The sequence below is a fragment of the Paenibacillus sp. J31R30 genome, from assembly GCF_059692115.1.
The window spans coordinates 960,682-977,432 of the sequence record NZ_JCAUAV010000003.1 but is presented as its reverse complement, the minus strand read 5'-3'; the positions used below and the strand labels follow the sequence as shown (position 1 = coordinate 977,432).

The following is a 16,751-nucleotide window of genomic DNA, read 5'->3' as shown; positions in this document are numbered from 1 at the left end:
CTATCTGTGAAGTCGCTTATTGGCGAAATCGTTCAGCTAGTAATCTCTCCACATTTCCACCTAAGATGGCTGACTTATCTGAATCGGGCACATCCATGCCTCGTACCTTATCGACTTCAAGTACCATGCGGGCAACAGGGTGATTACTGGAAAAGATCATTCGGTGTGACCCGATTCCTCCATACATGCGCGCCATCCCCCGTTCCGGAAAATCATGGGCGGTATCCCCGTATATGTTTGTTGCCCGTTCAAGCGCTGGCATCACATCCATCCAGAAGTCGGATTTCCCATTTTTACCCATAATAAAAGAGACTTCAGGATAATTCAGAGCCAATTCGGTAAGCTGCAAAGGAAGCGCATTTGCCGGAGTCCCTGTATGCACATAGACCGGCGCACGGTGACGTGCTGCCACTTCGATCAAAGGATAGACAAGCTTCTCGAGAATCATAAAACCTTGCAAAGGTGGGTGAAGCTTGACCGCCGCCGCACCTTCTCCCAAAGCTCGCTCAAGTTCAGCTACAGCCCCGCTCTCATACCATGGATTTGCTGTGGCATAGGCAAGAAACCTCCCTGCAAACTTACGGGAAAGTGCTAGCACACGGTCATTGCCTTCTCGGTTATGAATGGCCATCTCACGATCTATCGGGCTGATTATGGCCATGTCAATCCCGCTTCGATCCATCTGATCGATCAATTGTTCTGGATCTGCCTGATGATACTGTCCTTTACCAGCTAACACATGTGCATCAATAATCACGCTATTCCCTCCTCACTTAACCATACCGACTCCCCTGTTTCCATAGCTTTTGCGAAGGCTAGCGTTAGACGCAGGCTTGAGATGCCTTCCAGGCTGCCAGGTACAGGTGTTTGGCGTAACGTTATGGATGTCAGAAATTTCTGTAGCTGAGCCCGAAAACAGGAGCTTACACGGTTCTCGGATAGTTGAACGCGCTCGGTTAACCGATCACTGATCAATACGGCTTCGCCTTTGGCTCGATCTAAATAGGCCATTCCTTTAGGACCCAGAATCTGAAATTCACCAAGCGGAAATCCAGGAAAAAACCAGCCAATTTCCAGTTTAGCTTGATCTCCATTAACGAATTCAATCAGAGCTGAATTGTAATTAGGTGAAGGAAACTCCGATCTGCTAGTCAGACCCCGAGCAGTAATCCTAACTGGCGTAGAGCCAGTCAAGAAAGCAAGGTGATCAGCTGCGTGTGCTCCGTCATGTATACAGGGCGGTCCGTGGCGCAAGGTGTTTAATATTCGTTCGTAGTGCTCCTGATTCCCCTCAGGATCCCACACTTCATCAAATGTGCTTAATCGAATTTGCAGCGGACGCCCAAGTCTGTCGCTCTCTATCCATCCCCGTAAACCATCCATTAACGGGCCGTGCCGATAGGTGAAACCGACTTGTAGAAGGCGCCCGCTCAAGCGTTCTGCTTCCGCCATTTGTTCGGCAGCATCGAGCGAAGTAGCCATCGGCTTTTCACAGAGAACATCTTTGCCAGCATGTAGAGCCTCCATTGTGATACTCGGTGTTGCCCAAGGCGGCGTACATACCAAAATGGCCTGCACTTCTTTATCTTCTAAAATTCGTTTGTAGTCGGTTGTATGATAGGAGCTGCCGAAAGCAGAACCAGCCGCCGCAGCTCGAACTGGGTCTTTATCACATACCGCAATCACGTGAACAGACGGGTTCTCAAGGAGAGTCGGAAGATGCTGCCCCATCACAATGTCTCCGCATCCGATCACGGCTAGTTTTACAAGGTTTCCGCCCAACTGAATTCCCCCTGCTTTCATTATCGGAGTTTCGGTACAGCCAATCCTGCTGCTCCGGGCTTGGAAATAATGGCTTCAGGATAATAGCGCTGTAAAATTTCCAATCCTAATGCAGCCCGTCGAACCTTCTCCTTGCATTGGGCTATTGCCATTTGTTCAATGTGCATACCGCTTGGGTATACATTAGCCGCATTTCTTAGCCCGAATTTCACATAAACCGGTGAAACAACCCTGACAATTTCCGGAATTTCGTAAAAGCGAATAGCACCGCCAAAATCGTCAGGTGCTTCCACATAAATATCAATTGGCATATCAACAGCTTCACGAATTGCTCCCAAACGGGCTAATGTAAGTGACGTTGGTACATTATAGGTGTCTGCGCCAAGCGTCTCCATTTGCTTAATGGAGACAGGGTTTGCTGCTCCAAGTGAAACTGAGCCTTTTACGACCAATTCAGCTGGCAGTTGTCCTGCCTTCCTCATTTGGCCAACAATTGCAAGAAGACCTTCATCGGCAATGAGTACACCCCTCAGTCCCAAACGGCAGCCCCGCTTAATATCTTCAACGGCATAGATTAATTGATCCATCCCTTCGTGTCGCAATGCTTGACCTTTACCTGCAGGGGTGTGACTTGCCGCTGTAATGTCCCATGTCGTACGAGGTCCTACAAACAAACTGACCTCAACACCAGCAGCCTCCGCAAGTTCGAGCATCTCGCGAATTTCTGAATCGGTGTGCATCATGATTCCGCTGCCTTGCGAAACACGGTGGATGATTACGCCGTATTCCTTGGCTGTTTCTAAAGTAGCCGCGAGAGCGTTAGGTCCTTCTACACTCGGAATTTCAAATCGAACTTGCGCCCCATCTGCAAAACGTTTGGATGAAGTTGGAAGATGATGAGCATCTCCCGTCGGATAACCTAAACTCGCCAAAAAATCACGCGTTTCATTCATAACAGCACCCCCGGTTTTATTGTAAATAGATCAGACAAATAAATTTAGTTCAGTATATTGAAATCCACTTCAAAAATGTTGATATTCCAAGTATAATAGGAGTGAGTTCGGGTGTAAAGGAGGATTTTTCCAAATGTATACGTTTTCAGATCGACCAGGGAGCCTGCTTTTTCAAGAATTGAACCGGGATGAAATCGGGAAATGGGCTCCTGATGCAACCGTCATCTTACCTGTGGCTGCGATTGAACAACACGGACCGCATCTGCCCGTTTGGACGGACTCCCTATTAGCAGAAAGCATTACCCTTCAAGCTGCAGCACGAGCTAATGATGAGATTCCAATCTTGGTCTGCCCCGTCGTGACTTATGGTTCCTCGCACCATCACCTTATCTATCCGGGAGCAATGTCACTTTCGGGCGATACGTTAATTAGCGTGTTGCGCGACTTGACTGATTCCTTGGTGAGCAGTGGCTTTCGCCGAATTTACTTGATCAATTCCCATGGCGGAAATGAAGAATGCGTGCGACTCGCGGCCCGTGAACTTGCTCTTCGTCACCCCGTTATTGCTGGAGCCGTCTCCTATTGGACAATCGCTTGGGATCAAATCGTACAGGAAGGGCAAGCTGGGAGCTTGGGAATCGTCCCCGGCCATGCTGGTGGTTTTGAAACTTCTTTACTTCTTGCGTTACGACCTGATTTGGTGAGAACCGAGTTGCTGCCTTTACCGAACCACCGCCCCATCCCTTTAACACCTAGAGATCCTTCTACTGGCCCGCTTATCCAACGCCATGGCAGTTGGGCAGCGATTGACGGCTACAGCGACGATGCGGGCTCAGCAAGCGCGGAAAGCGGGCAGAAAATTCTCGAAATTATCTCCCGAACCCTTGCTGCTGAATTCGTTAGATTTCATCAACTGAAGTTGAACTAAAACTACGAATAGGAGTTGGAATCGTTGAAAAGTTATCATAATCTAATTGCCGGCCAATGGGTCGGAGCCCAATCCGGACGCCAGCGTCCAAATATAAACCCTACGAAATCTTCAGAGATTTTGTCTGAATTTCCAGACAGCGATGCCCATGATCTTCAGAATGCTACAACTGCAGCGGCAGCTGCATTCCCCAAATGGCGCAGCATGAGTATTGTCGCTCGCGGTGAGATTCTATATCGCGCAGCTGAGTTACTCACAGCTCGTGCCGAAATCATTGGCAAGGATTTGGTTTTGGAAGAAGGAAAAACATTACCTGAAGCCATTGGAGAAACGATGCGGGCTGCAGCGATTTTTCGTTACTACGCCGGAGAAGCCCGTCAGGAAACCGGCGAAGTCTACGGTGCATCCGATCCGAGTACACTTCTATACACACGCAGGGATCCAATTGGCGTAGTTGGTGTCATAACACCATGGAACTTCCCTATCGCAATTCCTGCATGGAAAATCGCACCAGCCCTCATTTACGGCAACTCCGTGGTTTGGAAGCCAGCAGATCTCACTCCGTTGACAGCCTATCATTTAACTAGTGCTCTAGTGGATGCTGGGCTTCCGGATGGCGTGCTCAACGTCGTGTTCGGTCCGGGATCCGTTCTCGGACCCGCTCTTACCACAGACAATCAAGTGCGAGGAATTTCCTTTACCGGTTCCAATGGTGTTGGTCGAAGCATCGCTATTGCCAGTGCTGAGCTTGGTAAGAAGTATCAGCTAGAAATGGGCGGTAAGAATGCCGTTGTCGTTCTAGCAGATGCTGACTTGGATTTAGCCGTTGAAATGACGATCCGTGGAGCCATGCGCTCGACCGGACAAAAATGTACCGCTACCAGCCGTGTCATCGTTGAAGCTCCATTATTGAACGCATTCACCGAAGCGCTAGCCGAGCGTTGCCGAAAGCTAGTCGTGGGGAACCCGTTAGATTCACAAACTTACATGGGTCCGCTTGCTTCCCTTGCTCAGCAACGAAACGTATTAGACTACATACAAATCGGAAAAGAAGAAGGAGCTCAACTAGTCACGGGAGGCGAAACTCTCGGATCAGAAGGTTTCTTTGTAACGCCAACGGTATTCACCGATGTCGATCCTAACAGTCGTCTGGCTACCGAAGAGATCTTCGGACCTGTCGTTTCGGTCGTGCCAGCAGCTAATCTAAGTGATGCCATTTCTCTCGTTAATACGAGTCAGTTCGGTCTAAGTACAGCTGTTTTCACTCGTGATATCGGTAAAGCCATGCGTTACGTCGATGAAATTGAATGCGGTATTGTCCATGTGAACTCCGAAACAGCTGGTGCAGAACCACATGTCCCATTCGGGGGAATGAAGGAATCAAGCTCCAATTCACGTGAGCAAGGGAAATCGGCTCGTGAGTTTTACACCCAAGTCAAGACCGTCTACTTCGATAGACCTGCCATAACAGAATAAGCAAAAAGTTCCGGCGATTAATGTTTCTACTCGTTCTTGCAACAGACGTCAGTTCCTTAATTCATCGTATGTTGATGAAGGGATGTGATCTTCATGTGAATTTGGTCGGTTATGTCTATTAACTGCAATCCTAATTAAGTAAAGGAGTGTGTTATAGCTAATGCAAAAATTAATCAAACCAATGCTCATGTGCTTCATGATTCTGTGCCTATTCCTAACGACTGCTCTTCTTCCGGCTTATGCAGAAGGTTCAGAATCGGCGATCACGATAGGACTTAACCCCGGAACAATCGGATGCCCGCCCGGTACACAGGAACCGACTCTCAGCGCCGTGTACAAAAACCGAGTAGTTGAGGCATTGACTACAACGCAGGATGTATACGGTCAACAGATTCTAGCCAAGCCTGAGGGTCCCACTTTTGACAACGTGAAGGACTTCTTCACACCCATCATGTACGCGATCGCCCCTGCAGCGCAAGGAGGTTTTTTGACGGACACAGGAGTCTATTACATCCCGTTCGGGCAGCCTCAACAGCCAACCGCCCGCGGAGATTTGGCTTTGACTTCAGCCGATGGCAGTCAGATTATTTCGAATAAAGCCGATAACACAAGTCTTAGCACTAGAATTTTTGTCGGTGCGGGTGGTCAAGAACAATTCGGCTCATGTTTGACCAACCTAAGCACTCCAGTATTGTACAAAGGATATCTTCCGATCCTTGAGCTGCAATATCGCGATCATGACGGGATTGAATATCAACAGGAGTCACTCGCGACCAACCTTCCAGATACCAATCTTGTAGCCAGCTACATAAAAATTACAGCCCAACGCGGCCATGGTAAAACGCAACACAAGCCAATTAGCATCAGATTCCAGGTATGTAGCAACTGTAATCTTCACCAAGTGGGGAATCAACTGATCGACGATCAGGGTCGCACCTATCTGTATTTCAGCCCCGGTGCCACGTTCAGCAATTCTGATCTAGTCTACAACCTTGATAAACTAAATAATGGAATTGGTGATTCCGTCTACATCGTGAGACCGGTCACCCCGATCGCCAATGCACCCGCGGTCCAGGCGAATAAAAGCGGACAGGATCAGGCCCGGGTCGATTCTACGACATACTGGGAGAATAGGTTGTCGGAAGGGAATCTCTTCCAAGTCCCTGAGAGTAATATCATGGATGCCCAGCGTAACCTTTTGATTCAGGATCTGCTTATGAATTGGCGCTATAGCTTGGGAAATGCTTACGAGGCCTTTTATCAGCCGGAAAGCAGTACCACAATGGGGACGCTTGGACGCTATGGATTCACCAACGTTTATAAACAAGCTCTTCAAGACTTATTGCCCAAATCCAAAGGCATCACCCGTCGCAACTGGGAAATTGGCGAGAAGCTTTCTTATGCTTCTGACTATTACCGATTAACGGGAGACTCTTCTCTGATTATTGAAAATCTAGAGGCGTATAAAGCTTATGCAGTCGATCTGGCAACCCAACATGCTAGCGATTCCAATCATCTACTGGAACGTCAGCAATACTCCAGTGATGTTCCCAACAAAGTCTATGGACTGCACCAAATCGGGACGGCGCTCTTCGGTTTGCAAAATATGGTTTCCGTATGGAAAGAACTGGGTCAAACAGATCTGGCCAACCAATACGGCCCGATTGCAGACGATCTGCGAGTCTGGTTTGATAAAGCTATAAAACAATCTAGCACTTTAATGGCGGATGGCAGCCTATTCACGAAGGCGATGCTGCTGGATAATGAAGATCCTTATGACCATCTGCCAGTAACTGTACTGGGCAGTTATTGGAATCTGGTTGCTCATTACGGATTTGCTGCTCAAGCATATGCTCCTGGTACTCCTGAGGCGAAAGCAACGCTCCAATATCTCTATAACCATGGTTCTCGTCTGATGGGGCTGCTAAAGGTTCGAGACGGCGCAATCAACACCGTTTACGAGGCTGAGCACATCAAGTTTTTAGCAGATAACGATCAACCCGATCAGATGGTTCTGAGCCTTTACAATCATCTGGCTCACGGCATGACAAGAAACACCTTTATTACCGGCGAAGCAGCTAATGTTGGCCCACTTGCCTCCAAATGGCCAAAGCAGTTTGGCATTTGTGCAAAAGACCCCTGCCCGCCGCCTAGCTTTGATACCGGTTGGGGATCAAACGAGTATTACCGGGGAATGTATCTCTCGCCGAACAGCGCCAACAACGGCTTCTTCTTAAGACTATTGCGGCTTATGCTGATCAATGATGTGACCAACAACAAGGGCGAACCGCAAAGCATGCAACTGGCCTTTTCTACGCCGAGGGGCTGGCTTGAAAATGGGAAGAAAATTCAAATTAACAATGCCCCTTCCCTGTTCGGACCTATTAGCTATGCCATTACTTCCAACATCAAGCATAATCAAGTTGTGGCTGACCTTGATATACCTAGCCAGAAACCTATCGGTAACCTCCAACTGCGACTACGTGTTCCTGCAAACAAGCAGCTAATCGGCGTCAAAGTGAACGGTCAACCTTACAACAAATTCAATACTAGTACAGAGACGATTGATCTGACTGGACTTACGGGCAAACTCAATATTCGTGCCGACTATCGTTAAACGGTTATAACTAACGAAAAGCCCTCGAAACTTCCGTCAGGAGGTATTCAAGGGCTTCTTTCCGTTGTTTATCCAATCACTTCCCTCTTTTTGCCTTTATTTAAAACTCTAAAACTTCCGTTAAGCCTGGCGCAAGCTCGATCATTCGCCGATGCCCGTCATCAGTTTGCTGAAGCACAATAGAGATGCTTTCTTCACAACTGTTCGTCACATAAAGACGATCAGGCAGCACTGATATCTCTACATGACATGTATCCTCTTGACCAGCGTCCAAACGTTCCAGTACCCAATCACTATTTCGAAATCCGCTTGTAAACCCGTCCAATCTGCCACTCCAAGAGTAGGTATGCCCTTCAATCCGATTATTCCCTTCGTATAAAGGAATTCTGTTAAGATTCAATTTACATTCCCTTTTGGCACGGACAGTCAAAGCAGTCGTATTGAAATTCGCAAATATAAGCTGCCCCTCACAACCAAGCAACACTACACCCTCTTCTTCACAAGTAAAAAGGTGCGTGAGAGTCGCGATGGCCTTCGTCTCTTCCTTGGTTCGATTCGGCAGGGAAACCACGACGAAAGGCTCCAATGTGCTCGGACCGTTGTACGTTTCTTCACTGCGCCGGTTTAAAATTAGAATATCCTCGACGCCCTTCCATTTCTGATATTCATGCTGATTGATGTAACGTATTCCGTGGGAACCGAACAAAACATATCCGATTTCATCCTCCACCTGTATCCATTCTGCGGGGGCATAATCTGTAATCCCATTCAGTTCACGACCGTAAAATCCTTCGAAGCAAGCAGTTTGATCTGGGAAGTAAATCGTCTTGTGTCCTTGGGCCAAGTCCGGCAATGCACGGAATCGCTCATTGCGGATTCCGATCATTCCCGTATTCATTTCTGCAATCTTACAAGATTTCAACACCTGAATACATTCTACGTAGACGGTTTTCCCATCCGGCAAAGATACGAAAGCCACATCCTGGCGAAGCTCATCGACTCCACGCATTAGCGAAGCTATCGCACCGAAAGCATCCTCATAATCACGAATGTTTTCCCTCTCGGTTTGCAGAATATATCGTTCGTTCGAGTATAAAGTTCTTTGTGAATCCACCTCAAACTGAACCGTACCCGTGTAACTAGCGGGCAGCGGTGTGATGCTCCAACAACCTTTTGCAGGGATCGTAAGTCCCATCACACGGTTACGCCAGCTGAAGCTGGAGAAGCTGTTACGCGTCCTGTGAATCACCGAGCAGCCATAGGGATATACGTAGACGCCACTCAACCTATCGGCCATCTCGTCCATATCACTGGGTTCAGCACCTGCCCCGCCAAATAAATGCAGCAGGCAGGAAGCGACCAGGTCCTTGGCGGATGTATGCTCCATATCCTTTGCCGTTTGATAACCGGAGATAATGCACTGCTCCCCATTTTCCTCTAGAAGGCAACCCTCTTCATTACTATTCTGAATACCTTCGATAACGGCAAGAGCTCTTCGTTCTAACAAAGACGCATCGCTGTCGCCGTGTATTACATTCATAAATGCATGCGTAAATTGACGTTCATGCTGCCTGTTATACCACCAATCCTGGCCCTGGACAGGGACAGCCAAACCGTCAAACTGCGCCCACACTTTAATCGTTTTATTGTAGAGACGTTCGTTGTTATACAGCACTGTTTCCGCAATGGGTTCATCACCTATTAAGGAAAAAATAGCATGAATCCCTCGAAGATTTATGCCTGCACATATATATCCGGGGTGTGCGAACCCGTGGTTTTCCGTTGTAAAGTCTGGGTGAAACGTTACGGTTTTTATCGACTTCGGTTCCCTAGCTCGATCGATTGGCGTTGTGATCGCGTTTAGTGACCAGGCTTCAAAACCTTTTTTCCAACTTACATGTCGTGGGTGGTTAGGAAAAAGCGCAAGTGCCGCTGCAATTCCGCCTGCAGTCCAAGCATTTTCCTCTGTCTGTGTGTCATGATAAGCACCATTTCTCGGATCTTCTTCGCTCCAGCGGTCCGCATATTCGGTCAGCACGTTTTGGACTAAACAGCGTGTTTCGTTGTCTAGATCTTCCCAAAGCAGCCATGACGATAACCCGAAGGAAGCAACGGTCACGCCGGTTTGGCTGGCGGGGAAAAACTTTTGTCCTCTTCCCCCCCATTTTGTCAAACTGCAAAAACGGTTCCTACCTTCAGCCCGTACACAGTCCTCCGGTCCTGAATCATGAGTGAAGCCTAAATAGCGGATCGCTGCAATAGCTTTCCGCTTGACCTCATCTCGAGGTATTCCAGTCATCTTTTCCTCATAATTCGGAAGCTTTGCAAGCAAAGCGTAGACGGATGCCGTATAGGCGGTTTCCAGCCCATACCAATAGGCACCGCCAAAAAAATGCCCGCACGAATCGCGCCAAGACCAATTTGCAAACTGCTTGTCAGCATAAGGCAGCCACTTTTGCAAAATACGGCGTATGCGTGCGGACATTTCGTTCTCGGAAGCTTTGTGCCAAGCGATCGTTCGAATACGTATGCTCTCTTCGTTGGACATGAACGATTTCTCCTATCTCGATATTAAAGGCTGCTCAGTACAATGTCAGCGGCACGGAGTGTCTTTTTCACTTCTTCTTCTCCGTGGACTGCGGAAACGTACCATAAACCATTCGGCCTTACTAACACCCCTTGATGCAGCATTCGCTCCGCAAACGTCGTATATTTACTAGCATCCCGTTTGGAGAACCCAGCAAAATCAATTACCTCCGGCAGGTCGACGAACATCATGTGAAATACCGGCCCAGTCTGATTCACCACGCCAGGGATTCCATGTTTTTGCAGCAATCCGCGAAGTCCGTTGACTAACGCATTTGCGGTGGTTTCCATCAGATGAAAAGCAGCTCCTTCATCCCGTGAAAGCACATCTAGTACAGCTAGGGCCGCCGAAGTCGAGATACAATTACCGTTCAACGTCCCTAAATGACTAACCTCACCTGTAGCGATAAGATTCATCCATTCCTTTTTACCGGCTACCGCACTAAGCGCGATACCGCCAGCTAAAGCTTTTCCCATGACAATTAAATCAGGCAGGATGCCGAAACGCCCATGAGCACCTGCAAGTCCAAGTCGGAATCCCGTAATCACTTCATCGAAAATAAGCGTAATACCGAGTTCTTCGGTTAGCTTTCGCATCGTCTCTAAGTAACCAGGCCGAGGAGCGAGGCAGCCAGAGTTACACATGACAGGCTCTGTAATGACTGCGGCAATCTCATTGTGATGCGTTCTTAAGGTGTCTTCCAGCGCTTGAGGATCGTTCCAAGGCAGCAAGATGATTTCCTGTAGACTAACTTCACTCTGTCCTCCTGTTCCTGGAAGGATGGCAGAATCTGCGATCGCCTGTCCGACTCCTTTTTTCATGTCAGCACTCGGGAAAGAGGTGAATATTGAATCCGACCATCCATGGTAATGACCGTGGAACCGTATGATTTTGCGTTTACCCGTGTAAGCCTTCGCTACGCGCAGCGCAAGCATGACGGCCTCGGTGCCAGAACCACTGAATGCTGCAAGCTCTGCACCTGGAAGCACCTCTACAAGACGCTTCGCCAGTTCAATTTCTCCTTTATGCTGAAGCCCATACGTGAATCCGCCCTGCATAGCCTTATGGACACGATTCGTTAGCTCTGGATGGGCATGACCCAGAATAAGTGGTCCATATGCTAGCAAATAATCGACATATTCATTACCATCGACGTCACGAATATAAGCGCCGGAAGCCGAATCAGCGAAAAGTGGAGCAGGTTTCATTGCTGCCCTAAGCGAACTGGCTACTCCCCCTGCTAAATATTGAGAGGATGTGTCATAACGGGACTTCGATTGAGCGTAGCTATTCATGGGTGTCCCCTCCGTTTACCGCAATATTTTGTAAGAGCACTACACGTCCTTCAAAGCCGTTCGGAACACGAATATCTACATGAATATGAGACGGGGCCTCGACACGAATCGTAATCTTACCCTGTTCCTCGACTTTCCAATAAACATCAATTCGTCCGTCCACAGGCAGAGGCACACTGCCTCGCGCCCACTCCAATCCGCAAGGGTTCGGTTCAACAATAATTTCTTGCCAACCCGGGATCTTGCTTCGAACCCCCAGTATATAAGCTCCAAAAAAATATCCGGGCGCAGCCGACCATGCATGACAATGACTGCGTGAAAGAAATTTATCATTTTGCCGATTTGTAGAATTCGGGAACATTTCCCAACAAGCCGTTGCGTCGTGCTCGATCATCTGCCCGAACCGTGTCCGGATATCATCTATCATCTGACTATAGAGACCTTTTTGGGCTAAAGCTTCATAATAAAAGAAAGACATGAACGGACTTCCAACCTGTACGTACTCAGAAGGAGAAGCCACGAGGTAACGATCGATGATCGCTTCACGATCTCCTTTTGCTGCCTCACATAATGAAGCCACTACTTGGGTTTGCATGCTGAAGCGATCCGACTTACGGCCATCTGCATGAATACAGTCGAAATAGGCTTTGCCATCCTCCGACCATAAATATAGGTTGATCGCTGTCATTAGCTTGGTGGCAGCCTTATCATAAAGCGCGTATGTTTGTTGGTCACCTGTTAGTTGTGCTAACTCCGAGGCCTCTTGCAGGGCCTTCATCAAAAATAAATTTTGATGCGTGACAATCCCGTCATTAGGCTGATCAATTTCAGCCCAGTCAAAGAAATTCCAGCCTTGGAAATCAAATAAATCTTGTTCATTCAGATGAGATAGGTAATGATCTAAGGTAAATCGAATGTGAGGCCAAATCTGTTCTACGAAAGCCACATCAGCCGTACGTTGATAATATTCTTTGCAAGCCATTACCCAGAAAAACGTCCAATTCGGTATGACGGAACTCCAACCGCTTGGTACTTGACTGACATAGTAAGGTGATTGTCCTGAAGAGCCAGGTACTAAGCTCAGAGAGTGACGAACAAGAGGCTCCGCATCAAACAAGTAATACCCGATTAACGCTTCGTTGCGCGCGTCTCCAACCCAGAACGCCTGCTCATAGGTGGGACAATCTACAAAGGTATCCTCCATGCACAACCGGACGGTATGCTGGCTAATTTCCCATATTTTTGTAAGCAGCGAATCGGAGCATTGAAACCGTCCAATCTCAGCAACTGGATATGTGCTTTGCCTCATTCCCACGTTATACAGGCGAACAGGTCCTGGCTTTTCCATTTGCCCATGACGTATAGTCACCATCAAATAGCGAAGGCCCCGGCGAACTGAAGACACATAGGATTGAAAACCATCTCGGCACACGTAGCGCAGTGTATTGTTTAACTTGTATGTTTCCTGCCGCCACCCGTCTTCCATAAATTCGAATCCATAAAAGTCTAGGATCGTACCGGCGGGGCATTCTGTCTCAAATGTTATAAAACCGGAAGTAATTCGTCCGAAATCGATGATTAGTTCCGTATCTAGCCCATTAAAGCAGGGAATTTCAGCAGGTATAGGGCTTGCTTTAACGATATTTTGCAGCTGATTCGGCACGGCAAGTGCGTCCGTTCGGTTTTTCCACACACTTAGCGTAAAAATATTATCATCGTCGACGAGCGTCTTCGATACTGGCTTCACCCATTTCTGAAAGTCCGCTAACTCTTCTTTTGAAGATATGCCTTTGGCTTTGATATAGTCAGGATGAGAACAAACGACTTTTCGATCAACGGGGCGGCTGGCAACAACTTCATACTCAAACGGCCCTATCGTAATGAACGGAGATTCTGAATCACCAGATGGAAGCGGGGATGCGATCTCGAATGGCTCTTCACAGTCAATTCCCATATAAAAGCCTACCGAATGATCAGCTCCGGTGATATCCATATAAAACAGGTTGTCACCTTCCGCTAGCTCAACTTCTACATATTTCTCCGGTTTAGACCCGTAGAATTGTTCAGTCGTGTATACAACTCCCCCTATCGCAAGGGGACCGAAAATACTTGAGTTGGGAAAACCAAGGATGGCTTTCGTCTTTTTCGGCACACGAATAACCGTAGCCAGATATCCGCCAAACGTGACCGCGTTCATGTGACTCTCACTGCCGGGTACCATTTGACAGCGAATGTCAATATAAGCGTTCCATCGAATTGGCTTAACTTTGCTTAAACTTTCAATTCGCGCTGGATAAATTAGCTCCTCGGTCAGGAAAGGAATATCACGAGGAACAAGCTTTGTCCACGGTTCCATTCCAACAGACCCTATTCGGGTTGCCGGTGTCCAATGGGTATCGTTATAGTCAGAATTTACCCAAGTGCTGTCCCACTTTCTTGCATCGATTCGTTCTGCAAAAGCATTCTGCGTCGACATTCTTGGCGCACGAGGGTCCTGCCCTAGATGGCGTGACGTCAACCACGAAGCATCCGTGCCCATGGAATGAACCTTCTGATCCTGCGAATGGAGCTCAAACTGTGCAACTAGACCGCCCCGCCCTCTCAAATAATAAAAGGTGGATAAGCCAAAATGCTGTACAAGAACAGCAATGGTATTAGTCTTACCTGGTTTTAGTAACCTACCAATATCATAAACATCATAAAATTGCTCGGAAGGCCACGAGCGAGCAGGTCCACGGCCTAATAGCTCCCCGTTTATGTAAAGCACGTATCGTGAATCCGCTGTGATTGCTATTTTAGCCGAATCCCAACCTTCAGTCGGCATTTCAAACGATTTACGAAAACATCTCCACTCGTTTCGTGGACTCTCCTCTGTATCTGACCAGATCCAATGTGCTAATCCATCTGCTATTAATTGCATATGAAGCCCCCTAGAGCGTTACGGTTTTTCCACTTACTCGACTTTCATTGACCGCTTCTATGAACCGAATAATTTCCAAGGTCTCCTGCGGGTTAATGCGGGGCTCTCTAGTTCGAAACATATGCAGAATATCCTGCATTAAATTCGCATACTTTCGCAGCCCATCAGCGGCCGTGTCCACGTACTCCGAGGTCTTGTCCCGGTGAATCCAAGTTCCGTGTGTGCCATTGTGCAGATTCCCCCGCAAAGTTCCGATACGACCGTCTTGCCAGACCGCAGTAACCGTTTCATGACCATTCCCAGAGAAAGCCGTGACTGAATGGCAACCAGTTCCAAGTACCCGATAAAGCACGTCAACAAGATGAATACCGTACCAATAATAGCCAGGCTGTGTAGGTGTGAATTCGATCGGACCATAGCAGTCAGCCCCAGTTATGTTACAGCTGTCCTCCCTGCTCAGCGACGTGTTCAAGGCATCCGCATATCGGCGTACTGAACCGCTCATCCATTGAACGCCGAACTGCTCTGCGGTATGGGCTATCGTTAGGGCTTCCTTCAGACTGACTGCAAAAGGTTTATCTATAAAAACAGGTTTTCCAAAAGGAGCAATCTTGGCAAATTGCTCAGGATGCACCCGACCGTCTACGGAGGTGATTAGTATCGCGTCGCAGCTCGAGGCCACTTCTTCAGGAGATTCCGCAATGTGAACCCCCAGCCCGTCTCGAAGCTCGTTTGTGTATCCCTCCACTCGTGTTGCGCTCGCTTTAAAGTCTGGTGATCCACCGGGAAAAGCCGCAATTATGCGGCCCCCTGAGATATGATTAGGATCATGTGGATCGTTCAAAATTTTGGAGAACACTTTACAATGGGAAGTGTCTAAACCAATTAAGCCAAGCTTGAGTTCGGCCATGAGATTCCCTCCAGCTTCAGACCTTTACACACTTTAACCACGGCGTTGATGATATCCTGTGTGTCCTCGTCCGTCATAATCGGGCTTACTGGCAGGAGCGTAGTCCGCTGAAGTAAGTCTTCCGCGTGCGGGCACATCCCTTTGCTGTAGACGACCGGTTTTTGGAACGGATAGTTAAAAGGAAAGTTATCTTTATCCGTTGTTTGCTGATGAAGAATAAATGATTGCATGTAAATCGGCTCTCCTCCGTACATTTTGAAGCAGAAGATGTTCTCCGCGTTCATCGCTTTCACAAATGCATCTGCAGCTGCTTTCGTAGCATGCTGCAGCGCAAAAACGCAGTCAACATCGCCCTGCAGATCAATCGAAGGACGAATTCGAATACCTGGCAATTGCGTATTCAAAGCTTCGCGAATCGTTAGGTGATGCTTCCGCATAGCGGAGATGACCGAATCAAGCTTTTTCCATTGCTCAATCATGACAGCACCGGTCATTTCATTCATCCGGTAATTTTGTCCGATGAACGAAAACTGAGGCGTAATTTGATACTTGCCTTTGTCTCGGAAATTACCCTGATCATGATAGCGGGCTGCCCTTTCGAACAGTTCCGGCGAATTCGTGACTACTGCACCGCCTTCACCAGCAGTGAGAATTTTTTGCATTTGAAAGCTATATACGCCGATATCCCCGATCGTGCCACAGTAGCGTCCCTTATAGGTACAGCCAAGTGATTGCGCGACGTCTTCAATAACCGGAAGATCGTACTTACGAGCAAATGCCATTACTCGGTCCATGTCGCAAGCGCTCCCATTGATATGAACCGCGATGATTGCCTTCACTTCGTCATCCATCACTCTTTCTAAGTCATCCACATCCATATTTAGCGTGTCGTCCATATCCACGAATACCGGAACGGCATTCGCGCACACGACCGCTCCCGCTGTTGCGGTGAATGTGTTCGCTGGAACGATCACTTTATCCCCATAGCCAATACCAAGAGCTTTTAATGCAACAATGAGTGCCGCTGTACAAGACGAAACGCCAAGCACATAGGAAACATTCAACCGTTCCGCCATAAGCCGTTCAAACTCCTCAACAGCTCCCTGTAGATTCGGTCCATAATAACGGAACGGCGAGCCTGCGGCCACGACATTAGCTACATGCGTCGTCTCTTCCTCTCCGTAAAGCATTGCACCTCTCAACATCGGCGGCAGCGGTTTACTGCGAACCGGTTCTCCACCATTCATAGCTAATTGTTCCTTCATGGAATATTCCTCCTTGAC

Annotated in this window: 11 protein-coding genes; 3 read left to right on the top strand and 8 right to left on the bottom strand. The window is 48.0% G+C overall.

Features of this window, described 5'->3' with window-relative positions; translation table 11 throughout:
- Positions 1-16: 16 nt before the first annotated feature.
- Genes AC58QO_RS16265 through AC58QO_RS16255 form a run of 3 tightly spaced genes read right to left on the bottom strand, consistent with a single transcriptional unit; the run spans position 17 to position 2,735 of the window.
- Positions 17-757, bottom strand: coding sequence for an amidohydrolase family protein (locus AC58QO_RS16265; protein WP_497267201.1), 741 nt, complete (start codon positions 755-757; stop codon positions 17-19).
- The gene (locus AC58QO_RS16260) at positions 754-1,782 is read right to left on the bottom strand and encodes a Gfo/Idh/MocA family protein (RefSeq protein WP_497267199.1); all 1,029 of its coding nucleotides are present in this window, start codon (positions 1,780-1,782) and stop codon (positions 754-756) included. Before AC58QO_RS16260 ends, AC58QO_RS16265 begins: the two co-directional genes overlap by 4 nt.
- Positions 1,783-1,802: 20 nt before the next feature.
- On the bottom strand, positions 1,803-2,735 hold the full coding sequence (locus AC58QO_RS16255) for a hypothetical protein (RefSeq protein ID WP_497267197.1): 933 nt from the start codon (positions 2,733-2,735) through the stop codon (positions 1,803-1,805).
- 133 nt (positions 2,736-2,868) lie between these two features.
- On the opposite strand from AC58QO_RS16255, the gene AC58QO_RS16250 reads away from it, so the two are divergent.
- The 3 genes from AC58QO_RS16250 (at position 2,869) to AC58QO_RS16240 (ending at position 7,756) form a co-directional block, all read left to right on the top strand.
- Positions 2,869-3,663, top strand: a complete 795-nt coding sequence (locus AC58QO_RS16250) for a creatininase family protein (protein WP_497267195.1) — start codon at positions 2,869-2,871, stop codon at positions 3,661-3,663.
- Positions 3,664-3,687: 24 nt separating this feature from the next.
- Positions 3,688-5,139 (top strand): aldehyde dehydrogenase family protein, encoded by a 1,452-nt coding sequence (locus AC58QO_RS16245; RefSeq protein ID WP_497267193.1) that lies wholly within the window; start codon positions 3,688-3,690, stop codon positions 5,137-5,139.
- 196 nt (positions 5,140-5,335) lie between these two features.
- Positions 5,336-7,756 (top strand): hypothetical protein, encoded by a 2,421-nt coding sequence (locus AC58QO_RS16240; RefSeq protein WP_497267191.1) that lies wholly within the window; start codon positions 5,336-5,338, stop codon positions 7,754-7,756.
- A gap of 100 nt (positions 7,757-7,856) precedes the next feature.
- On the opposite strand, the gene AC58QO_RS16235 is transcribed toward AC58QO_RS16240, so the two are convergent.
- The 5 genes from AC58QO_RS16235 to AC58QO_RS16215 are packed head-to-tail and all read right to left on the bottom strand — an operon-like array spanning position 7,857 to position 16,733.
- The gene (locus AC58QO_RS16235; protein ID WP_497267189.1) at positions 7,857-10,304 is read right to left on the bottom strand and encodes a hypothetical protein; all 2,448 of its coding nucleotides are present in this window, start codon (positions 10,302-10,304) and stop codon (positions 7,857-7,859) included.
- 23 nt (positions 10,305-10,327) lie between these two features.
- On the bottom strand, positions 10,328-11,638 hold the full coding sequence (locus AC58QO_RS16230) for an aspartate aminotransferase family protein (protein ID WP_497267187.1): 1,311 nt from the start codon (positions 11,636-11,638) through the stop codon (positions 10,328-10,330).
- Entirely contained in the window at positions 11,631-14,558 is a 2,928-nt protein-coding gene (locus tag AC58QO_RS16225; RefSeq protein ID WP_497267185.1) for a family 78 glycoside hydrolase catalytic domain, read from the bottom strand. Before AC58QO_RS16225 ends, AC58QO_RS16230 begins: the two co-directional genes overlap by 8 nt.
- A 10-nt stretch (positions 14,559-14,568) precedes the next feature.
- Positions 14,569-15,468, bottom strand: coding sequence for a Gfo/Idh/MocA family protein (locus tag AC58QO_RS16220; RefSeq protein ID WP_497267183.1), 900 nt, complete (start codon positions 15,466-15,468; stop codon positions 14,569-14,571).
- The gene (locus AC58QO_RS16215) at positions 15,444-16,733 is read right to left on the bottom strand and encodes a DegT/DnrJ/EryC1/StrS family aminotransferase (RefSeq protein ID WP_497267181.1); all 1,290 of its coding nucleotides are present in this window, start codon (positions 16,731-16,733) and stop codon (positions 15,444-15,446) included. Before AC58QO_RS16215 ends, AC58QO_RS16220 begins: the two co-directional genes overlap by 25 nt.
- Positions 16,734-16,751 lie beyond the last annotated feature (18 nt).

Coding starts and splice junctions, on each gene's coding strand:
- AC58QO_RS16255 (WP_497267197.1), bottom strand. CDS start 2,735: ATGAATGAAACGCGTGATTTTTTGGCGAGTTTAGGTTATCCGACGGGA.
- AC58QO_RS16235 (WP_497267189.1), bottom strand. CDS start 10,304: ATGTCCAACGAAGAGAGCATACGTATTCGAACGATCGCTTGGCACAAA.
- AC58QO_RS16215 (WP_497267181.1), bottom strand. CDS start 16,733: ATGAAGGAACAATTAGCTATGAATGGTGGAGAACCGGTTCGCAGTAAA.
- AC58QO_RS16225 (WP_497267185.1), bottom strand. CDS start 14,558: ATGCAATTAATAGCAGATGGATTAGCACATTGGATCTGGTCAGATACA.
- AC58QO_RS16250 (WP_497267195.1), top strand. CDS start 2,869: ATGTATACGTTTTCAGATCGACCAGGGAGCCTGCTTTTTCAAGAATTG.
- AC58QO_RS16230 (WP_497267187.1), bottom strand. CDS start 11,638: ATGAATAGCTACGCTCAATCGAAGTCCCGTTATGACACATCCTCTCAA.
- AC58QO_RS16240 (WP_497267191.1), top strand. CDS start 5,336: ATGATTCTGTGCCTATTCCTAACGACTGCTCTTCTTCCGGCTTATGCA.
- AC58QO_RS16220 (WP_497267183.1), bottom strand. CDS start 15,468: ATGGCCGAACTCAAGCTTGGCTTAATTGGTTTAGACACTTCCCATTGT.